Raw genomic sequence first — 20,011 nt, 5'->3', positions numbered from 1 at the left:
AGGTAATTATGCCAAGAGCTTTGAAACCTGTAAACGCTGGCACTTCCCGGTTGGGTGAAGTTGTTCAGTTATACCCTGAAAAACGGGAGGTCTGTGAACGTGTGGCTGACTTAGATAACGGGTTTACCCGAATCGCAAATGAGCTACTTGAGGCTGTTATTGTTGCCGATTTGACGGCGCGACAGTTGAAAGTTGTGCTGGCGGTAATGCGCAAAACTTACGGGTTCGGCAGAGCGCTGGATCGCATTTCTAATGTGCAGATTGCCGAGGAAACAGGAATTCATCATACCCACATCTGCAAGGCAAAAAATGAGCTTATCGCGATGAACATACTTGTTTCATCGGGTAACCAAATTGGCATTAACAAAGTCGTTTCAGACTGGAATACAGGTATTAGCCAAAACAGCAAAACATTAGCCAAAACAGCTAATACAAGTTTAGCTAAATCGGCTAATACAACTCACCATGAGAGATTAGCCAACTCGGCTAAACACAAAAGAAATAAAAATAAAATATATATAACCCCCCTAACCCCCCAGGGGGGAAAGGCGAAATTCAACCCGCTTGAGGTCGATCTGCCTGACTGGCTCGATCCGGCTGTCTGGCGTGAATGGGTTCAGTACCGCGCCGAGAGCAAAAAACCGATCAAGTCCATGCTGACCGTGACGAAGGCCATCAAGCTTCTGAGCCAGTACCGGGATGCTGGCGACAACCCGGCGGAAGTGGTCAATCAATCCATCGCCAACGGCTGGCAGGGTTTATTCCGCGTCAAAGCGCCCGGACGCGGCGTGGCCCCGGTTAACGCTGGACACGTTCCGCACTGGAACAGCCCGGAAGCGTGGGAGGACGTGTTTTGAGCCAGCAACTGATTCAGGCCATCGCGCAACGCGACAACCGCACGCTCTCCCGGCTGGCAGGTAAATACCATCCGGCGCCGGAGCGCCCCGAACAGGGCGTAGTAAACACCGAGGCTGAGCGTCTTGTTGATGCGCTGTTTCGCCAGCTCAAGCAGGTATTTCCCGCAGCAAACGCCACCAGCCTGCGCACCGAGGCCGACGAGGCCGCAGCAAAGCAGCAGTGGATCATTGCTTTCGCCGAGAACGGCATCACCCGACGTGAGCAACTGGCCGCAGGCATGAAGCGAGCACGCGCCAGCCTTTCCCCATTCTGGCCGTCGCCTGGGCAGTTTATCGACTGGTGCCGTGAAGGGGAGTTCGAGCAGGCCGGGCTTCCGGCAGTGGCCGAACTGCTGGCGATGGTACGCACCTACTGCGCCCGGCGTGGGCTTTACGCCTCGCCAACGGATTACCCCTGGCAGAATGCCGCCCATTACTGGCTAGTTACGGGCCTGTATAGCGGTATGCGTCTTAACGGCTGGACAGAGAAAGAGCTGGCCGAACAGGCAAAGGCGGAGCTGCTGAATATGGCCCGGCGTATCGCCAGCGGCGAAACCATCCCCGATCCGGTGCCGATGATTGAACAGCCCAGGCCGCGGCCCGTTTCCCGTGAGCGGGGCTTAGAAATCATCGCCAGATTACGGCGCGACATTTTGAAGAAACCACGCAAGAACGTTTGATGAGGCAGAACGATGACAGCAAGCGAAGCCATTAAACATTACCTGCTGGAGCACCCCAGCTTCACCACTGAGCAAATTGTTAATGCCTACGGCGTCTCTCTGCAATCGGTGCAGCACGCGGCGCGCAGGATGGAAATGAACGGCGAGCTGGTTGCTGTGCGCGACTGGCGGAGGCTCATATACAGCCTGCCGGGAGATAACACTGGCGAGAGCGTCAACGTGATTTTTGACGAATGCCGCCTGAGCGGCGCTATGAGGCGCGTTCTTTGCGTATATGGGGCAATCCCTGCCTCATCGGCTTTTAACGCCAGGAGCGCGTGATATGGCGGCTTATTTTTTGATTTAGAGTTTGGGGCCACGCCAGTATATGGTGATACCGTTATTGAAGAGCTGGTTGCTATCTACCAATTCGGCGAGCCTTTGCTTTTAGATCAAATAATGCACTTTTCCAACCAGGCCTTAATTTGATGCCAGTCAATTTAAGATAGATGTATATGGCATGCATTTTAGCAGCGTCATTGCATCGTTAAGTGATGCTTAAACAACCATTGAATTGCATCATTCATCATCCAATAATCGCGCTGATAATTAATCAGGCCTGATTACTTTCGTTGTTAGTTATCACCTGTTTGGAGACCAACATCTTGAAAGTAGTCAATTTAACGTTGCCGGAGAGTGGATTAGTTCTGATCGACTGCGAAAGCGGTAAGGTTGTTGGAAAAATCGATGAGGTAAAGACGCGCAGCGGGAAACGGAAAACACCCGAAAGAGTGCTGTTTACGCGATTCGATAAATCCCGCTGGCGTTCAGTAGCGCTTAGAAACAATGAGTTTGTGTGTTCCCTTAAAACTCTAAAGGAAATGGTTTCATCTGCGGCTCGCAGTGATGCAAAGGATATTTGGTTTTAGTTAAAATAACATCCGAGCCTGAACAGCTCGCTAAGTAACACTGTGCCATTCAACGGAATTTATGGCGCAGATGCAATTTCTAAAACTCCCCGACTTTGCCCTGCTTTCGGCTTTACCCGTGAGCGGGGTTTTTCTGTGTTCAGCGTCCGGCCTCTTTGGGGGTGCGGCGTGAGCTTCCCGAAAGACGGCGTAAGGCTGCATAAATCCAATTTCGCAGCGATTGGCAAGCAATTAGAGCCGCTGCTGGCAAGCGGCGACTGCTTCCGGCTGATCATCAAGCCCTGGTGCGATTCTCGCAGCCTCCCACAAAACGCGCTGGCACACGTCTGGTTTAGCGAAATCAGCGCTTACCTGATCAAGCGTGGTAAAGCCTTTGCCTCTCCGGCATGGGTTAAAGACGCGCTGAAGCATTCGTATCTCGGCTACGAAGAACGGGAAATGACGGACGTTATTACCGGCGAGAAAACCACGATCCGCTCCCTCCGGCACACCTCCGAACTCGATACCGGCGAAATGCACTTTTTTCTCACGCAGATAGAGGGCTGGGCGCTGAACATCGGTTGCCGCCTCACCATTCCCGACGATTGCCAGTACGCGCAGTTGCGCGCGAAACAGGAGGCATAACCGATGCGCAAAACATGGTTTGAGCACACTGATTGCACCCTCACCGAAGCCGACGAGCTAATGAGCCAGTACCGCAAGCGCGGCGTGGCGGTTGAGCGTTTTCTCTCTCCCGACTGCCGGAAATTTATTGTGCGCGTTCAGTTGCCGGAAAGCCGTCACGAACCGCGGCCCAGCAGAACCTATCAACAACGGATTTGGGGGTGATCGTGGCTGACTTACGCAAAGCCGCGCGCGGCATCGAGTGCCAGGTGCGCATTCCGGGCATATGCAACCACAACCCCGAAACCAGCGTGCTGGCGCATATCCGCCTGCCTGGCGCCTGCGGGATGGGGATTAAGCCGCCCGATCTGCTGGCGACAATAGCGTGTAGCGCATGTCACGACGAAATCGACCGGCGCACCCGGTTAACCGATGCGGAGTATGCGCATACGTGCGCACTGGAAGGGATGGCGAGAACGCTGATTATCTGGCTGAAAATGGGGCTGATTAAATGACTTGCGATTATGAATTTACATTGCCATATCCGCCGAGCGTTAACGACTACTGGCGCAGGGGCAGGGGTATTACCTACATCAACGAGAAAGGCCGCCAGTATCGCCGCGACGTGGCGGAAATCCTTCACATCCTGAAGCTCGACATAAACACCGATGCGCGGTTGAAACTACGCATTATCGCGAACATGCCGGACAGGCGCCGCCGCGATATCGACAACATTTTAAAAGCGGTCTGCGACTCGCTGGAGAAAGGCGGCTTTATGCAAAACGACTCGCAAATAGACGAGCTGAAAGTGGTGCGGGGCGAAGTGATCCCTGGTGGCCGCCTGGGAATCAAAATAACGGAGATCGAGCAGTGAGAGCGCAAGCTTATGAATTTATCCGCCAGGAGCTGATCATGGCGACGGCTGACCTGAGCGGCAGCACAAAAGGCCAGCTGGTGGCGTTCGCGGAGAATGCCCAGCTGATTACTAACCGCTACAAGCGCAAGCCGCTGAAAGTGACCGACCCGGAGACGGGCGAACTGGTGAAAGTCTGGAACGAGCCCGTGCCGGGCGTCCAGTCTCGCGCGAAAGGCTCGCATATTCCGCTGGTGCTGCCGGTCGAGTTTGCCACCGCAAGCTGGCGGCGCGCCGTGCTGGCGCTGGAGCCACACGAAACCGCCTGGCTGATGTGGTGTTATGGCGAAAATACCCGCTACGCCTACCAAACGGAGATCGTGCGCTGGGGCTGGGAGACATTCGCCGCAGAGCTGGCAGGAAAGCGCATTGCTGCCAAAACTCTGGCACGCCTGCGCGCGCTGGTATGGCTTGCGGCGCAGGATGTTAAACGAGAGCTACGCGGCGGGATCGGCGCAGGCAAAACCTACCAACAAAACGAGCTGGCAGCGCTGGCGGATGTAACGGCAAAAAATTGGTGGAAAAGTTACGCGATGCACTGGGAGGCCATGCGCGCCGTGTTTGAACGTCTAGACCAAAGCGCCCTGATAAACGCCGATGCGACAAGAAGAAAACAAAAGAGTGCAAATTCGGCGACGATGCTTGCAAAAGTAGATTTTTAAGGGCAGAATTGACTCAGATTTGATATTGTCGCCGAAATTATAGAAACCCGCCTTAGAGCGGGTTTTTTGTTTAACTCAGTAGACCTTTTTATCTGTGGTTGTAAGATAGGCACACCTACATTTCAGGTCGGTGAGTTTAATGGAAGAACAACACGGCAATTACTTTATAAAGCGAATTAAAGTGCTTGGAAGAGGCGCATTTGGCTTTGTTGAACACGTTAAAGTCTTCAACCTCAACAAGGGCGAATGTGGTGATTATGCTAGAAAGTTTTTAGCTCCGGAAAAGCCTGAGCTTTTAGCGCAAATTGAGCAGTTTAGAAGGCGTTTTAAAAGAGAGGTTGTGTATCAGTCCTATTGCATGCATAGCAACATAGTTCCTATTTATTTATGTGATTTATTCGCACAAAATCCGTGGTTTATTATGGATAAGGCGGAATGTGATCTTGAGCACGAAATAACCAATAATCTTCTTACTACTGACCAGAAAATCTCAATCGTTAAAATGGTGCTGGCTGGTGTGGGTCACATACATGCGAAAGGTTACTTACACAGAGATATAAAGCCATTTAATGTTTTGAGATTTAGTGATGGAACATATAAGGTATCTGATTTTGGTCTGGTAAAAGATACCAATCCTGAAGGCGATACCACAAAATTGACCGAGATCGGTACCCGTATGGGAAGTACCAGATATATGGCTCCAGAGATTTTATACAATGCAGAATATTCAGTTAAGACAGATGTTTATGCAGTAGGAAGGCTAATTGAAGACTTAAATTTAGATGATAAAAAAATAAAGCCTATCATAGCAAAATGCACCAGGATGGATAAAGACGATAGATATCATAGTATTGGTGATGTGGCACTAGATTTTGCGCACGCCTTCTTAAGGAGTGAGTCATGATTCAGCTAATAGCGAGTTCATCGTTCTCGTACCCCAAAGAACCTGATAGAATAAACGAGGACTCTTTACTCCCTCCGAAAAGTGTAGGGGATGGTATCCTTTTTGCCATAGCTGATGGAGTCGGATCTTATTCTGGTGCTAACCAAGCCTCATCAACAGCGATCACTGAGCTTTCAGAACTGACTAGTATATCTCTTGACTCTATTCCTAATATATTTAATGAAATTAGGAGAAAAGTTTCTGCACTAGTTGATAAGAGCGAAGAGTTTGATAAATCGGCTACTACGCTTACGTTTTGCTATGTTTATGATAGTGGGGTGATTATAGGTCATATTGGTGACTGTCGTTTGTATTGCATTGGTGAGAAAAGATCTTACCAATTGACAAAAGATGACACTAGACACCAGATGTTAATCGATCAGAATATTTTCAAGCCTAGGGATTTGAAAGATAAACCAGGCAAAAATATCTTAACTACTGCTATAGCTTCAAATGTCGATATGGAATACGACTGTGATTTTATCCCATGGAATGAATTGCAGGGTATTAACGGGATGTATCATCTGTGTATCATGTCTGACGGAGCCCATAACGCTTGGGAAAGACGTCCAAGGTTCACAACAAATACGATGATTAATAGTCAGAAATTTTCTAATGGTATTTTACGTCGTATAGAAAGGTTTGGGCCGGATGATGACTTCTCATTAGTGAGCATCATAGTAAATGTGACCTCACCATAATCTATAACTGATGATCATTTATAACTGCAATCAGAGGCTACGTTCCTAACTGCATTGTGAGTTCGTAAATACTCTCGGTGAATAAACTCTTGTTCATATAGGCTACCAGTAGGTGGCCTTTTTCATATCCGCGCCACGCTCCGGCGCATGACGTAAATAACCCATTATGACCGATCCCCTGACTGTATCAGCGGGCTTCGCTACCGGTACGGCTGGCATCACCATCGCCACGTTCTTCCCGGAAGCGACGCCTGCGGTAATGCTGTGCTCGCTGGGCGGCGCTGCGCTTTATGTGCTGTCCGCCGATGAACACGAACCCTGGAAACAAATCATCTTCGCGATCATTTCGTTTATTGGCGGGATGTACTGCGCAGGAACGGCGGCTGACATCATCACCGCCTTAATCAATGCCGCGCTTCATAAACTGACGCCGCCGGTCGCGATTACCGTGTCGCGCCCCATCGGTGCGCTGGTGGCTTCCACCATCTCTGTCGCTGTGCTGCTGCGCGTTCTTGCCCGCTACCGTACCCGCAAGGGGGAGGGTAGTGAATGAATCTTGATATGTTGCTTATAGAGGCGAACGCGCTGGTATGCATGGTGACCATGCTGCGCCTGCTGGTTGTTCGTAAGCGTGAGCGGAGCCTGTTTATCTCTCTGGTGGCCTACGCGCTAATTCTCGCGTGCGGCTGGAAGGTGTTCCGTATCTGGACGGGGGCCGGTCAGACAGACCTGGCGCAGTTTGTGATTAACCTGTCGCTTTGCGTTTCAATCATCTGCGCTCGCGGCAAAGTGTCCAAAGTTGCAGGAGGTTTCAATGCAGACGAGTGAAAAAGGCCTGGCGCTGATTAAAGTGTTTGAAAGCTGCCAGCTCAAAGCGTATCGCTGTCCGGCAGGCGTCTGGACTATCGGCTATGGCTGGACACAACCGGTCGACGGTAAGCCCATTCGCGCCGGGATGGAAATCGATATGCCCACGGCGGAGCGTCTGCTGAAAACCGGCCTGACTGATTATGAAAATGACGTAATGAAGCTGGTGCGGGTGAAGCTGTCACAGACGCAGTTCGACGCGCTGGTTTCATTTACCTATAACGTTGGCTCACGCAACTTTTCCACCTCAACGCTGCTGAAAAAACTGAATGCTGGCGATTATTCCGGTGCCGCCGATGAGTTCTTGCGATGGAACAAATCGCGGGGGAAGGTGCTGAGCGGCCTTGTGCGTCGGCGCGCTGCCGAGCGTGAGCTATTCCTGTCATGAGTAAGCTAAACATCAGCATGCTGGCGCTTGGGCTGATAGCCTCACTCGCTGCGTATCATTATCACGGCCAGTTCACAAAATCACAGGCATCTTTAACCGCAGTTAATCGTGAATTAAACGCGGTTAAAGATACAAAGAAAAAGATGCTTGAGAGCCAGCTCAAACTTGCAGAGCTTGATGCCAGGTACAACGGAGAAATTGCCCGTGTCAAAGCTGAGAATGATCAGCTGCGTGCTGATGTCGCTAACGGTAATCGCCGGTTGCAGCTCCACGCAACCTGTAAGCCAGTGCGTGACGCCGCCGCCACCACCGGCAGCACTAATGCAACCGCCCCCGGACTTGATGACGCCGCTCAACGGGATTATTTCACCCTGAGAGAAAAAATCGAAACTAGCAGAACCATGATTCTAGGCTTGCAGAAATACATAACAGAGCAGTGTTTGAAATGATCATAACAAGGACGGAGAGGGGCGTTCTTGTTGAACAACTTTAACTATAACTTATGATTATTTAACACACCTTTTTCTTAGAAAATGAAACACGCGCTTTCGTCCAGATCATTATGACACTCAACGTTATCAGTATTCTTGCTGTTAGTTACGCTCTGACAAACTATATTGCTAACGTAAGGTCTTATCTGGCATTTCAGTATGCGGTCATCCTCAATTATTAGATTGCCATTTTGGATTTCATTTGCAGCGGAGCATGGGCCATCGCCCCAGTTAATACCGTGATAATTATAAAAAGCGTATGATCTTAAAGCATTTATCCAGTGATGAGCGTGACAAAATGAACACTCTTTATTGGAAATTTATTATGTTATTAAGCAATATTGTAAATTATTATGTCGACCAACATTCATAAACTATGACAGTGCTACTGGTCCGTTCGATTTTCATGGCAAAAGAGATATGATATCAATCGCAAAAATAGAACGTTGCTTAACCGAAATCATTGTGAAACAAATGTGATTATAAATATGCAGAAATAGATATAGAAGAGCCAGCTTGAGCTTTAAAGTCTCATGTCTACTACACAGGGGAATTTGTCCGAGCTAAAGAAAATAATCATCTGCGTGCTGATGTCGAAAAGAGCACTTGCCGGTTGAAGCCCCACGCTACCTGTGAGCCAGCACGTAACCCATCTGCACCACTGATGCAACTGCGATCAGACTCGATGACATGGCTTCATGGAATTATTTCACTCTCCGTGAGGAATCGAGAAATGAGCAGCCAATTTAAAGGATTAAATGATTGTATTCTTGGACTATTCTTGATGAAGCATAAAAAAAGCCCCTATCACGCAAGGGGCTAAACAGCATTTTGGCATAATTCATACTGATATTTATTGCACTCAAAGACACAATCACCGCTTATTTCAAAACAATAATTGTCTACTTGAGGCTAGTTTGAGTATGGTTCAAGAAAGAAAGCTTGCCGAGTTAATTGCTCAGTTTTTTTAATTATTTTGATCAGTATAACATTTTATTGTTCGATTCATTTGAAAATTACATGTTTATGAGCCTTTCTACTGGATGCTGCAAAGTATAAAAAAACAATTTAACTCATTAATAAGTGTGTATTTTTTTATTAAGGTGTCGAAATTTTTTTTTTGCTAATAGATTCTAATTATAAAGCTATCTTTCTCTTCTTTACCTCTAGCAAGGAATCACATATGCCATCAAGGACACCTAAAGCCTGCCGTAAACGTGGATGTGGTAAATCAACTACAGACAGAAGCGGATACTGCGAAGTGCATAAAGGCGCTGGCTGGGAACGACACAATAAAGGGCGGTCAGCAGCACAGCGAGGCTATGGTGCTGAGTGGCGAAAGGTAAGGAACCTAGTTATCAAGCGCGACAAGGGGTTGTGTCAGACCTGTAAGCGTGAGGGCGTCATTCGTCCCGGTTCAAGCGTCGACCATATCATTGCTAAAGCTCACGGGGGCACAGACGACCCGAGTAATCTCGAATGCATTTGCTCTGAACATCACAAGGCTAAAACAGCGAGAGAGCGACTGAGCGTGATGCGGTGAAAGATGCAGGGCATCAGGGAGAGTGAGCAGGGAGGGGCGGGGGTAAATCTCTGGTGAATAAAGCGTTCCAGACTGCCCGCCCCGCTAAGTTTTTACGCGTGAGAAATAAGAATTTTTTTCCGGGAGGCTTTTTGCCGGTTTCTTGCTCAGCCAGGAGGTGAATTTATGGCCGGAGTCCGGGCCGCTGGTGGAGGTCGAAAGAAGAATCTCCCTGTAAGCGGCAAAAGCTCAATTACAAATATCAGACCGCCGCAAGAGCTAATGAGCGCCGTTGCTGTGAAGGTCTGGAAAAGCACCTCAAAGATACTTATTGAGCGTGGTTTATTTGAACCGGAGGACGCTCCTGTCCTCATGGCCTACTGCAATGCATTTCACCTCATGATCGAAGCCGAGAAGATGATCGCAACCAGTGGAATCATCGCTACCGGCGAGAGCGGCATCAAAAAACATCCCGCGATTAATGTTCGAAACGATGCCGTAGCGCAGATAGCCAGGCTTGGCTCGTTGCTGGGCCTGGACCCTATGAGTCGTGCGCGTATGCTCGGCGCGGGTACGCCTGACGATGAAGAGGGAAATGAATTTGATGAGTTTTAACTTATGGCGACCTATCCGAACGTTAACGACGCGAATCGCTACGCGCGGGATGTTGTCGCCGGGAAGATTCTCGCCTGCCGTTATGTAAAGCTCGCGTGTCAGCGCCATCTTAATGACCTTGAGCGGGCCAAAGATCAGCGCTGGCCATACAGGTTCGACAGAGATAAAGCCGAGCGGTTTTGTCGCTTCTCGCAAAAAATGCCCCACACGTCCGGCGAATGGGCCCGTAAAAAGCTCCGGCTGACGCTGGAGGACTGGCAAAAGTTTTGTTTCTGCGTTTCGTTTGGCTGGGTTCGCAAATCAGATGGACTTCGCCGCTTCCAGGAGATTTACATCGAGGTTCCCCGTAAGAACGGGAAATCACTCATCGCTGCCAGCGTGGGCATTTATATGTTCTGCGCGGACGACGAGCACGGCGCTGAAGTTTACTGCGGAGCCACAACAGAAAAGCAGGCGTTTAAAGTCTTTGAACCTGCGCGCCAAATGGTGCAGAAACTCCCGGCGCTGCGTAAGCGCTTCTCAATAAAGCCGTGGGCAAAAAAAATGACCCGGCCAGATGGCTCGGTGTTTGCGCCGATTGTCGGCGATCCTGGTGATGGTGACTCGCCGAGCTGTGCGATTATCGACGAGTATCACGAACACGCCACAGATGCGCTTTACACGACAATGACGACCGGGCAGGGCGCGCGTGAACAGCCACTGACGCTCATCATCACGACAGCGGGCTACGATATTGCCTCGCCCTGTTATGACAAGCGCTCACAGGTGGTGGAAATTCTTGAAGGCATTCGCACTGACGGTGCAAATGAGACGATTTTCGGCATCATTTACACCCTTGATAAGGATGACGACTGGACCTCTGAGGAAGCCATTCGGAAAGCGAACCCTAACCTTGGCGTTTCGCTCAAGCCTGAATTTCTGCGCGCCAAGCAGGAGCTTGCAAAAACCACCCCGAGCCAGACTAACAAGATTCTGACCAAGCACTTCAACCTTTGGGTCTCAAGTAAAGCCGCGTTTTACAACATGCAGCGCTGGCAGGAGGCTGCCGACCCGTCGCTGACGCTTGCCGATTTTGAGGGAGAGCCGTGTTATCTCGGGATCGACCTGGCATCAAAGCTCGACCTCAACGCCGTGGTGCCAGTATTCATGCGGGAAATCGATGGGCTTAAACACTTTTACTGCGTCGGCGCTCAGTTCTGGGTGCCAGAGGATACGGTCTACTCAACAGATCCGCAGCTAAAACGCACCGCCGAGCGCTATCAGTCGTTTGTTAATCAAGGTGTGCTGATCCCGACCGATGGCGCAGAAGTCGATTATCGGGTGATTTTCGAGTCGATTCTCAGGCTCCGTGACACGGTGAAAATCGAGATATGCCCCATCGACCCTTACGGCGCGACGTCACTGGCGCATATGCTCAACGATGAAGGGCTAAATCCTGTCACCATTACGCAGAACTTTACGAACATGTCCGACCCGATGCGAGAAATCGAGGCCGCGCTCGCGGCTGGCCGTTTCCATCACGATGGAAACCCGATCCTGACCTGGTGCATCCAGAACGTTGTCGGCAAGTATTACGCAGGCTCTGACGATGTTGTCCGTCCGACCAAAGAGGGCAACGAGAACAAAATTGACGGCGCAGTCGCGGCAATGATGGGTGTTGGCCGGGCCATGCTCAACGAGCCAGGCGATTTCCTTTCTAATCTCGACGACGAGGACATTCTAGCTATATGAAACTCCACGATCTGTTTGGCGTCGCAGGCTTTGGCTTGCTTGTTGCTGCCAGCTACCTGCGCTTTGGTCTGGCTCCGGCACTGGCGGTTGCTGGTAGCGGTTTTCTAATAACCGGGCTCGCAATGGCTCGCAACAGGAGGCGCTGATGTTACTCGACGCGTTTTTCCGTTCTGACCCTAACGCGGCGCAGGGTAATCCCGAAAATCCCGCCACACCGCTGACAGGCGAAAATATCGCGACAACGTCCGGCATGGTTTCAGACGTTTTTGTCTCGCCTGAGACGGCTATGAAACTGGCGGCGGTTTATTCCTGTATTTATGTTCTCTCGTCGAACCTGGCGCAAATGCCCCTACACGTTTTGCGGCGCGAAGGGAAAGACGTTCGACAGGCAACAGAGCATCCAGTTTTCCATCTCGTTCATGACGAGCCGAACCCGTGGGAGACCTCGTATAAATGGCGCGAGCTGATGCAACGCCACGTTTTAGGTTGGGGCAATGCGTACACAGAGATTAAACGCAATCGGCGCGGCGAGGTTATCGAGCTGGCGCACCGGATGCCGTGGGAGTTGTGTCTGACTAAATTTGATGGACGCTGGCGTTACGGGATTTACACCGACGAAGGGAGCTGGTCGGTTCACCCCGACGATATGGTTCATATTAAGGCGATTGGTAACTGCGACAAATGGGGGATCTCCCCGATTATGCAGCACGCGCAAACTATCGGCCTGGGGCTCTCAGGGCAGAAGTACACAGAGAGCTTTTTTAACGGCAACGCGCGCCCGGCGGGGATAGTGTCCGTTAAGCAGGAGCTGAACGATAAATCGTGGGATCGGCTTAAAAAAATCTGGCAGAAAGCCGCTGCCGCGCTCCGTTCGCAGGAAAACAAAACACTCTTACTCCCTGCCGAGCTGGATTACAAAGCCCTAACCATATCGCCAGTAGACGCGCAGCTCGTCGAAATGATGAAGCTAAACCGCAGCATGATAGCGGGGATTTTCAATGTGCCGGCGCACATGATTAACGACCTCGAAAAAGCGACGTTTTCCAATATTTCCGAGCAGTCGATCCAGTTCGTGCGATTCACGATTATGCCGTGGGTTGTTAATTGGGAGCAGGAGCTAAATCGCCGCCTGTTTACCCGGCAGGAGCTGGCCGCCGGTTATTACGTCAAATTCAATCTGGCCGGGCTGTTGCGTGGTACGCCGAAAGAGCGAGCCGAGTTCTATCACTACGCAATCACCGACGGCTGGTTAAGCCGTAACGAAGTCCGGGCGCTGGAAGATAAAAACCCGGTTCCGGGGCTTGATGAGATGCTCGTGTCGGTCAATGCGGCGCAGACAAGCGGAAGTAAAGACAAAACCCCGGAGGGAAATCCTGACAATGAGTGATATTGAAAAGCGCTGTTACGTTGGTGAAGTCCGCGCCGCTGAGGTTGAGGGCGAACCAACCAAAATTATTGGCTATGCGTCTGTATTTAACAGCCGTTCTGAGCTGATTTTCGGCTCGTTCCGCGAAGTGATTAAGCCGGGAGCGTTTGACGACGTCCTCGGCGACGATGTTCGCGCCCTGTTTAACCATGACCCTAATTTTATTTTAGGACGCAGCTCGGCGGGGACGTTGTCCCTCTCTGTCGACGACAGAGGCTTGCGTTACGAAATCACAGCTCCACAAACGCAGACAATCCGCGATCTGGTTCTCGCGCCGATGCAGCGCGGAGACATTTCACAAAGCTCCTTTGCGTTCCGTGTCGCCCGCGACGGCGAACGCTGGTATCAGGATGAAGACGGCGTCGTCGTTCGCGAAATTACTCGCTTTTCCCGCTTGCTGGACGTTTCGCCTGTCACCTATCCGGCTTATCAGGAGGCCGATAGCGCCGTCCGTTCGCTGGAGCAGTGGCGCAGCCAACAGGCAGAGCAGGATCAGCGGAGTGCTGAGGCGCGGCAAAAGCAGGCGACAGAGAAAGCCGCTCGCGAGCGTGTTCTCGACCTGATAGCGCGACCGTAATTTTAAATAAACAATTCATTAAACAACCTCGCTTCGGCGGGGTTTTTTTATATCTGAAAAAAGAGTGATAGATCTCATGAAATTGCACGAAATGCAGCAAAAACGCGCCACTATCGCCGCTGAAATGCGCGCCCTGAACGAAAAAATCGGCGACGGGTCCTGGACTGAGGAACAGCGCAGCCAGTGGGACAATGCAAAGCACGAATACGACAAGCTCGACGCGGCGATTAAGCGCGAGGAAGAACTCCGCGCGATGGATAATATCCTCGCAGCCGAAAACGAACCCGAACACCGCAACAACCCGGAGGGCTCCGAAGATGAACGTCGCGCCGCTGTTTTCGACAAGTTTGTCCGCCACGGCTTAGGGGAGCTGTCAACGGAAGAAAAGCGCACTCTAAAAGAGTTCCGCGCCCAGGGTATCGACGACGGCGAGGGCGGCGGTTCTAAAGGCGGTTTCACTGTGCCGAAACAGTTCCGAAACCGTGTCGTTGAGGCAATGAAAGCCTACGGCGGGATCGCGGGTGTTTGCCAGATTCTGAGCACCTCGAACGGTCAGGATATCGACTGGACTTACAGTGACGGCACCGCTGATATGGGCGTGATGCTCGGAGAGAACGAGGAAGCGAGCGAAGGCGATGTCACTTTCGAGCCGATCACTATCGGTGCCAAAAAAATGACGTCGAAAATTATCCGCGTTTCTAACGAGCTGTTATTGGATAGCGGCATCGACATGAACGGCTATCTGGCCGCACGTATCGCGCAGCGCCTGGGCCGTGGCGAAGCAGCGCAAATCGTTAACGGTGACGGCACCGGTAAAAACGTTAAAGGCCTGGCTAAGTGGGTGACGAAAACCACATCCGCCGCAGCCGCTGACGCGTTTACTTGGGAGGAGTTGCTCGCGCTGAAACACAGCGTCGATCCGGCCTATCGCAATTCGCCGAAATTCCGCTTTGCATTTAACGACAATACCCTGCTGAAAATCTCCTCTATGAAAGATGCGCAGGGCCGTCCGCTCTGGCTCCCGGATGTGGTTGGTATGGCACCGGCGACCGTGCTCAACGTGCCTTACGTTATTGATCAGGCGATTGCCGATATTGGCGCGGGTAAACAGTGCGTGTATTGCGGTGACTTTGACCGCTTCATCTTACGCCGTGTGGCGTACATGACCCTGATGCGACTCACTGAGCGTTACGCGGAATATGATCAGGTAGGCTTCCTGGCCTTCCATCGCTTCGACTGCGCCCTCGAAGATGCCGCAGCGGTTAAAGCGCTGGTCGGTAAAGCCGAGGCAAAGTAACAGGGGTGACGCTTGACCCGACCGTGCTTTCTGTCGCGGTCGGCACAGCCTCGCCAATTAAAGCAAGTGTCACCCCTGCAAACGCCACAAACAAGGCGCTTAACTGGACGTCAGGAGACGAAGCCATTGCAACCGTTGACGCCTCGGGCGTTGTTACTGGCGTCGCTGAGGGCGGCCCGGTGGACGTTACCGCGACAGCGGCGGACGGCTCCGGCGTTTCTGCTTCCTGCGCCGTCACTGTCACAGCGGAAAAGCGAACTAAATCTAAATAACGCCCTCCGGGGCGTTTTTTATTGAGGCCGAGCCGTGATTCTTTCCCTTTCAGAAATTAAAACGCAGTTGCGTATTGAGGAGGATTTCACCGAGGAGGACGCGCTTTTAACCCTCCTCGGCGGGGCCGCTGAGGCCCGCACCTCGAATTACCTCAACCGCAGGTTATACGCGACGGAAGTCCCCGACACTGACGAGGACGGACTCGTCGTATCTGACGATATCCGCCAGGCAATGCTGATGCTCTGTAGTCATTTTTATGAAAACCGATCATCAACGTCTGACGTGGAAATGACAGAGATGCCGCAGTCGTTTAAATGGCTTGTCGATGCATACAGGTTTATCCCGCTATGAAAAGAAGCCCGTCACAGACAGCGACGCGCTATTCGTTTCCCGACCCCGGAGAACTTAACCGACGCGTTCAGTTCAGAAAGCGCGTTGATTCACCGGCGGCTGATTTCGGCACGGAAAGCGAGGAGCTCGACACCTTCCGGGTGTGGGCGAGAGTCCAGCAAACCGGCGCGACGACTTATCAGTCCTCTGTTCAGACCGGCGAGGCCGTGACGCACCTCATCACGATTCGCTACCGGTCGGGCATGTCGAACGAGTGGCAAATCGTGTTGCCCGGAGGTGAGGTTTTGCGCGTCCGCAGAATCCGGGATCTCAATTCCGAGCACCGGTTCCTGCTCCTGGAGTGCGAGAGCCTCGGCGACGCGGATCACTACTGTGGGGCGGTGTATGGCTGATTCTCCTCTCTTTCACATCGATTATGACGTCCCGGAGCAGATGGAGTTTAAACGCCCCGTCATGCGCCGCGCGTTCGTCAAAATCGGTCAGGTTCACATGCGGGACGCCCGTCGGCTGGTAATGAAACGGGGGACGTCGAAACCCGGCGAAAACCCCGGATACAAAACCGGCAGGCTGGCGCGCTCAATCGGTTATTACGTTCCGCGCGCCTCGAAAAACCGTTCCGGGATGATGGTACGAATCGCACCGAACCAGAAACGGGGCGAGGGAAACCGCCGTATTGAGGGCGACTTTTACCCGGCTTTCCTGTTCTACGGCGTTCGCCGTGGCGCGAAGCGGCAACGCTCGCACCATAAAGGCAAATCCGGCGGCTCCGGGTGGAAAGTTGCCCCACGTAATAACTACATGACCGAAGTGTTAGCGCGTCGCAAAGCCTGGACGCGCTACACACTGCAACGCGCGTTACGAAAAGCCTTGCGACCGCCGAAAGTCAGGAGGGTAAGGGCATGAAATTATCGTTGATTATCGAGGCGTTGAGAGAGCGAGCTCCGTCTTTTAAATCGCGAGTCGCGGGCGCGGCTGAGTTTCAGGCGCTGGAGCCTAACGCAAAGATGATGCTTCCCGCCGCTTACGTCATTCCGACCGGCGATACCGTCTCCCGCCAGGAGTCTCAAACCGACTACTACCAGGTTGTGAATGAGGCTTTCGCCGTGGTTGTCGTGCTCGACAACCGGCGTGACTTGCGCGGGCAAACCGCCGCTTTTGATGCCGTCGATACTATCCGCCGCGAAATATTCCTCGCCCTGCTGGGCTGGGAGCCGGACGAAAACACACATCCGATTGAGTATGACGGCGGGCAGGTGGTCGAAATGAACCGCGCCGCGCTTTATTACCAGTTCGATTTTACTGCTGAACGGGAAATAACCGACATAGACACGCGCCATCACCGCGATCTGGACGAGCTTGTCCCGCTCGAAACGGTGGCTGTCGATATGGACTTTATCGACCCCGACAACGGGCCGGACGGCGACATCGAGCATCACGACGAAATCCACTTCACGGAGTAAACCCCATGTTTGTCATTCCAGTTAACGGGCGGAAAGTTCCCGATCCGCGCCGGGGCGACTTTTTGCCCGAAAAGGGGAGAAATGTCGAAAAAAACTCCTACTGGCTCCGCCGTCTCATGGACGGCGATGTAAAAGAAACCTCTCAAAAAAAGGGCGATTAAGTGTCTGTTAGTTTTGATTCCATCCCTTCAAATATCCGCGTTCCGCTGTTTTATGCGGAAATGGATAACAGCAAGGCCAACACCGCGCAGACCTCCGCGCCCGCGCTCCTGATTGGTCAGGCGCTGGAAGATGCAACCATCGAGCGTAATAAGCTGGTTCTGATGCCGACCGCCGATCAGGCACGCAAGTTATGCGGGCAGGGATCACCGCTGGCGCGCATGGTGGACGCCTATCGCAAAACCGATCCGTTTGGCGAGCTGTATGTTATCGCCGTTTCTGACCCGGAAGGGGCTCCGGCGGTTGGTGAGGTAACGTTCTCCGGCAGCGCTAACGTGTCGGGCGCGGTCTCGCTGTATATCGGTGCCAAACGGATCGCGGGCGCGGTAACGTCCGGCGATACAGCGCTGGACGCGGCACAATCTCTGGCCGATGCCATTAATGCCGACCCCGATCTGCCTGTTCTGGCGTCCGCGACCGCTATTACCAGTGACGTAAAAATCACCGGGCTGACGGTCGCCCCGACGCTGACCGTTAAAACCGGCGAAAGCGCAGGCGTCGACGTGACCATTCTCCCGGACAACGCCACCAATAAAACCCTCTCCTGGGAATCTGACGACACCGCGATCGCCACGGTTGACGATAACGGCACCGTTACCGGTATTGCTGAAGGTGCCGCCAACGTTACCGCGACAACGACCGACGGTTCCGGGCTTTCTGGCGTATGCGCGGTTACTGTCGAACAAGGCGAAGTGCGATCAGCCAAACGAAGCCTCAAAAAAGCGACCTCCGCCCGCGCTGCCGCTCAGGTTATCGGGGCAAAAGTCACGCTGACCGCAAAATACAGCGGCGAGGCGGGCAATCAGATCCCGCTGATGCTGAACTATTACGGCGCGATTAGCGGCGAAGAAATCCCGGACGGTCTGACCGTTTCCCTGTCCGCCATGCAGGGCGGCGCGGGGGTAATCAGTCTCGATAACGTGATCGCCGCGATGGGCGATGAGCCGTTCGATTTTATCGGCCTGCCGTATAACGACGCCGCGACGTTAAAGCAGATGGGCGAGGAGATGAACGATACCTCGGGCCGCTGGAGCTGGTCACGTCAGCTCTACGGGCATGTGTACACCGCCAAAATTGGCACCCTGACGGATCTCGCCGCGTTCGGGGAAGCGCTTAACGACCCGCACCTCACCATTGCGGGTTACGAGCCAAAAACGCAGACCGCGCCGGAGGAGCTTCTCGCGTCCCGCCTGGGACGTCAGGCAGTGTTTATCCGCAATGACCCGGCCCGACCGACACAGACCGGTGAAATCACCGGCGCGTTACCGGCTCCGGTGGGTGAACGTTTCTCCATGACCGAGCGCCAGTCCCTGCTGACTCACGGGATCGCCAGCTCGACCGTAAACAGCGGGACGCTTCTTATTGAACGCGATATCACGACCTATCAGAAGAACAAATTCGGCGTGGCGGATAACAGCTATCTCGACAGCGAAACGCTCCACACCTCCGCCTATGTTCTGCGCAAGCTGAAATCGATCATCACGACCAAATATCCGCGACACAAGCTCGCGAATGACGGGACTCGCTTCGGGCCTGGTCAGGCGATTGTTACTCCGTCCGTGTTACGCGGTGAAATGTGCGCCGCTTATCGCGAAATGGAGCTCGCCGGTATCGTCGAGAATTTCGAAGTGTTCAAAAAATACCTGATTGTTGAGCGTAACGCTGACGACCCGAACCGCGTCGACGTTCTGTTCCCGGCTGATTATGTGAATCAACTCCGCGTGTTCGCGCTTAAAAATCAGTTCCGCCTCCAGTATTCGAATGAGGAAATGGCAAATGGGTAAGATTGCAGGCACCTGTTACATCAAAGTTGACGGGCTCCAGCTCTCCGCAACCGGCGGCGTGGAGGTTCCCATGAACACGCGTCTTAAAGAGGACGTGATCGCTCTTGATGGCTCAGTCGACTACAAGGAAACGCACCGCGCGCCCTATACCAAACTCACCGCGAAAGTTCCGAAGGGGTTCCCGCGCGACAAGCTTATCAGCTCGGAAAATATGACGGTAACGAGCGAACTCGCAAACGGGGACGTGTACGTCCTTTCTAACGCGTGGGTTAATGGCGAAATGAACCATAACCCCGAGGACGGCACGGTCGACATTGAGTTTCACGGTCAGGAGGGCTTTTACCAGTGATTAAAGAAATTACACTTTCACAGCCAGTCATGGCGCACGGCGAAAAACTTCATGTACTGGAACTACGCCCGCCGCGCTTCGATGAGGTCGAGTCCCTCGGTTTCCCGTTCACCGTTGCCGGTGATGGCGGAATGAAAATCGACAGCGCCGTCGCCCTGAAATACATCCCCGCGCTGGCGGGGATTCCCCGAAGTTCCGCTGAAAAACTGGCGCTCCGTGATGTGTTCATGATCTCCATGCATATCATGGGTTTTTTTACGTCCTCGGGAACGGAAGCGGACTCCGTAGGCGTCTCTACAACGTCGCCCACTTCTGGCGAGTAAATCCTTTAGAGCTGAAACGCGCCTCCATCTCG

General features: G+C 52.6%; 29 protein-coding genes. All 29 read left to right on the top strand.

The features are described from left to right. Positions 1–101: 101 nt before the first annotated feature. Positions 102–857, top strand: coding sequence for a replication protein (locus AFK62_RS13945; protein ID WP_032984189.1), 756 nt, complete (start codon positions 102–104; stop codon positions 855–857). Next, entirely contained in the window at positions 854–1,576 is a 723-nt protein-coding gene (locus AFK62_RS13940) for a replication protein P (protein ID WP_007668846.1), read from the top strand. The genes AFK62_RS13945 and AFK62_RS13940 overlap by 4 nt, the downstream gene beginning before the upstream one ends. Positions 1,577–1,588: 12 nt before the next feature. Then, a complete protein-coding gene (locus AFK62_RS13935; protein WP_007668845.1) occupies positions 1,589–1,897 on the top strand; it encodes a hypothetical protein in 309 nt (102 codons plus the stop codon). Positions 1,898–2,652: 755 nt separating this feature from the next. After that, positions 2,653–3,108: a YbcN family protein gene (locus tag AFK62_RS13930; protein ID WP_007668841.1), complete on the top strand. Its 456-nt coding sequence runs from the start codon at positions 2,653–2,655 to the stop codon at positions 3,106–3,108. A 3-nt stretch (positions 3,109–3,111) separates the two neighbouring features. Beyond that, complete coding sequence (locus AFK62_RS13925; RefSeq protein ID WP_007668838.1) at positions 3,112–3,312, top strand: hypothetical protein; 201 nt, start codon at positions 3,112–3,114, stop codon at positions 3,310–3,312. A 2-nt stretch (positions 3,313–3,314) separates the two neighbouring features. Further along, positions 3,315–3,602, top strand: a complete 288-nt coding sequence (locus tag AFK62_RS13920) for a DUF1364 domain-containing protein (RefSeq protein WP_032984187.1) — start codon at positions 3,315–3,317, stop codon at positions 3,600–3,602. Beyond that, positions 3,599–3,961, top strand: a complete 363-nt coding sequence (locus AFK62_RS13915) for a RusA family crossover junction endodeoxyribonuclease (RefSeq protein ID WP_007668831.1) — start codon at positions 3,599–3,601, stop codon at positions 3,959–3,961. Before AFK62_RS13920 ends, AFK62_RS13915 begins: the two co-directional genes overlap by 4 nt. After that, positions 3,958–4,662: a bacteriophage antitermination protein Q gene (locus AFK62_RS13910; protein WP_032984177.1), complete on the top strand. Its 705-nt coding sequence runs from the start codon at positions 3,958–3,960 to the stop codon at positions 4,660–4,662. The genes AFK62_RS13915 and AFK62_RS13910 overlap by 4 nt, the downstream gene beginning before the upstream one ends. 139 nt (positions 4,663–4,801) lie before the next feature. Beyond that, positions 4,802–5,566 carry a serine/threonine-protein kinase gene (locus tag AFK62_RS13905; RefSeq protein WP_053531971.1) on the top strand — a complete coding sequence of 255 codons (765 nt, stop codon included), beginning with the start codon at positions 4,802–4,804 and terminating at the stop codon, positions 5,564–5,566. Continuing rightward, positions 5,563–6,306, top strand: a complete 744-nt coding sequence (locus AFK62_RS13900) for a PP2C family protein-serine/threonine phosphatase (RefSeq protein ID WP_032984175.1) — start codon at positions 5,563–5,565, stop codon at positions 6,304–6,306. Before AFK62_RS13905 ends, AFK62_RS13900 begins: the two co-directional genes overlap by 4 nt. A 166-nt stretch (positions 6,307–6,472) precedes the next feature. After that, the gene (locus tag AFK62_RS13895) at positions 6,473–6,859 is read left to right on the top strand and encodes a putative holin (protein WP_007668824.1); all 387 of its coding nucleotides are present in this window, start codon (positions 6,473–6,475) and stop codon (positions 6,857–6,859) included. After that, positions 6,856–7,134, top strand: a complete 279-nt coding sequence (locus AFK62_RS13890) for a phage holin family protein (RefSeq protein WP_007668821.1) — start codon at positions 6,856–6,858, stop codon at positions 7,132–7,134. Before AFK62_RS13895 ends, AFK62_RS13890 begins: the two co-directional genes overlap by 4 nt. Then, complete coding sequence (locus AFK62_RS13885; protein ID WP_007668818.1) at positions 7,121–7,561, top strand: lysozyme; 441 nt, start codon at positions 7,121–7,123, stop codon at positions 7,559–7,561. The genes AFK62_RS13890 and AFK62_RS13885 overlap by 14 nt, the downstream gene beginning before the upstream one ends. Next, positions 7,558–8,010, top strand: a complete 453-nt coding sequence (locus AFK62_RS22245; RefSeq protein WP_007668816.1) for a lysis protein — start codon at positions 7,558–7,560, stop codon at positions 8,008–8,010. Before AFK62_RS13885 ends, AFK62_RS22245 begins: the two co-directional genes overlap by 4 nt. 1,225 nt (positions 8,011–9,235) lie before the next feature. Continuing rightward, positions 9,236–9,595 (top strand): HNH endonuclease, encoded by a 360-nt coding sequence (locus AFK62_RS21385; RefSeq protein ID WP_032984173.1) that lies wholly within the window; start codon positions 9,236–9,238, stop codon positions 9,593–9,595. A gap of 165 nt (positions 9,596–9,760) precedes the next feature. Continuing rightward, positions 9,761–10,189 carry a phage terminase small subunit P27 family gene (locus tag AFK62_RS13875; RefSeq protein ID WP_015386663.1) on the top strand — a complete coding sequence of 143 codons (429 nt, stop codon included), beginning with the start codon at positions 9,761–9,763 and terminating at the stop codon, positions 10,187–10,189. A 3-nt stretch (positions 10,190–10,192) separates the two neighbouring features. Further along, positions 10,193–11,920 carry a terminase large subunit gene (locus AFK62_RS13870; protein WP_007668812.1) on the top strand — a complete coding sequence of 576 codons (1,728 nt, stop codon included), beginning with the start codon at positions 10,193–10,195 and terminating at the stop codon, positions 11,918–11,920. Between the two features lie 145 nt (positions 11,921–12,065). Continuing rightward, the gene (locus AFK62_RS13865) at positions 12,066–13,307 is read left to right on the top strand and encodes a phage portal protein (RefSeq protein ID WP_007668801.1); all 1,242 of its coding nucleotides are present in this window, start codon (positions 12,066–12,068) and stop codon (positions 13,305–13,307) included. Continuing rightward, complete coding sequence (locus AFK62_RS13860; protein WP_007668798.1) at positions 13,300–13,923, top strand: HK97 family phage prohead protease; 624 nt, start codon at positions 13,300–13,302, stop codon at positions 13,921–13,923. The genes AFK62_RS13865 and AFK62_RS13860 overlap by 8 nt, the downstream gene beginning before the upstream one ends. A 76-nt stretch (positions 13,924–13,999) precedes the next feature. Next, positions 14,000–15,220 carry a phage major capsid protein gene (locus AFK62_RS13855; RefSeq protein WP_053531970.1) on the top strand — a complete coding sequence of 407 codons (1,221 nt, stop codon included), beginning with the start codon at positions 14,000–14,002 and terminating at the stop codon, positions 15,218–15,220. Between the two features lie 5 nt (positions 15,221–15,225). Then, positions 15,226–15,492 (top strand): Ig-like domain-containing protein, encoded by a 267-nt coding sequence (locus tag AFK62_RS13850; protein ID WP_007668793.1) that lies wholly within the window; start codon positions 15,226–15,228, stop codon positions 15,490–15,492. 34 nt (positions 15,493–15,526) lie between these two features. Next, positions 15,527–15,844: a head-tail connector protein gene (locus AFK62_RS13845; protein ID WP_007668792.1), complete on the top strand. Its 318-nt coding sequence runs from the start codon at positions 15,527–15,529 to the stop codon at positions 15,842–15,844. Continuing rightward, the gene (locus AFK62_RS13840) at positions 15,841–16,236 is read left to right on the top strand and encodes a phage head closure protein (protein WP_032984172.1); all 396 of its coding nucleotides are present in this window, start codon (positions 15,841–15,843) and stop codon (positions 16,234–16,236) included. The genes AFK62_RS13845 and AFK62_RS13840 overlap by 4 nt, the downstream gene beginning before the upstream one ends. Beyond that, a complete protein-coding gene (locus tag AFK62_RS13835) occupies positions 16,229–16,747 on the top strand; it encodes a hypothetical protein (protein ID WP_007668791.1) in 519 nt (172 codons plus the stop codon). Before AFK62_RS13840 ends, AFK62_RS13835 begins: the two co-directional genes overlap by 8 nt. Then, positions 16,744–17,304 (top strand): Gp37 family protein, encoded by a 561-nt coding sequence (locus tag AFK62_RS13830; RefSeq protein ID WP_007668790.1) that lies wholly within the window; start codon positions 16,744–16,746, stop codon positions 17,302–17,304. The genes AFK62_RS13835 and AFK62_RS13830 overlap by 4 nt, the downstream gene beginning before the upstream one ends. A gap of 5 nt (positions 17,305–17,309) precedes the next feature. Next, complete coding sequence (locus AFK62_RS21380; protein ID WP_071603679.1) at positions 17,310–17,465, top strand: DUF2635 domain-containing protein; 156 nt, start codon at positions 17,310–17,312, stop codon at positions 17,463–17,465. Next, the gene (locus AFK62_RS13825; RefSeq protein ID WP_007668788.1) at positions 17,466–19,307 is read left to right on the top strand and encodes a phage tail sheath subtilisin-like domain-containing protein; all 1,842 of its coding nucleotides are present in this window, start codon (positions 17,466–17,468) and stop codon (positions 19,305–19,307) included. It abuts the gene before it with no gap. Next, positions 19,300–19,656, top strand: a complete 357-nt coding sequence (locus AFK62_RS13820; RefSeq protein ID WP_007668785.1) for a phage tail tube protein — start codon at positions 19,300–19,302, stop codon at positions 19,654–19,656. Before AFK62_RS13825 ends, AFK62_RS13820 begins: the two co-directional genes overlap by 8 nt. Beyond that, positions 19,653–19,979 (top strand): phage tail assembly protein, encoded by a 327-nt coding sequence (locus AFK62_RS13815; RefSeq protein ID WP_007668776.1) that lies wholly within the window; start codon positions 19,653–19,655, stop codon positions 19,977–19,979. Before AFK62_RS13820 ends, AFK62_RS13815 begins: the two co-directional genes overlap by 4 nt. Positions 19,980–20,011: the final 32 nt, after the last annotated feature.

The organism is Cronobacter condimenti 1330, from assembly GCF_001277255.1.
GTDB lineage: Bacteria > Pseudomonadota > Gammaproteobacteria > Enterobacterales > Enterobacteriaceae > Cronobacter > Cronobacter condimenti.
Note: the sequence above shows the minus strand (reverse complement) of the source record. Positions and strands in the feature narration are given on the sequence as shown.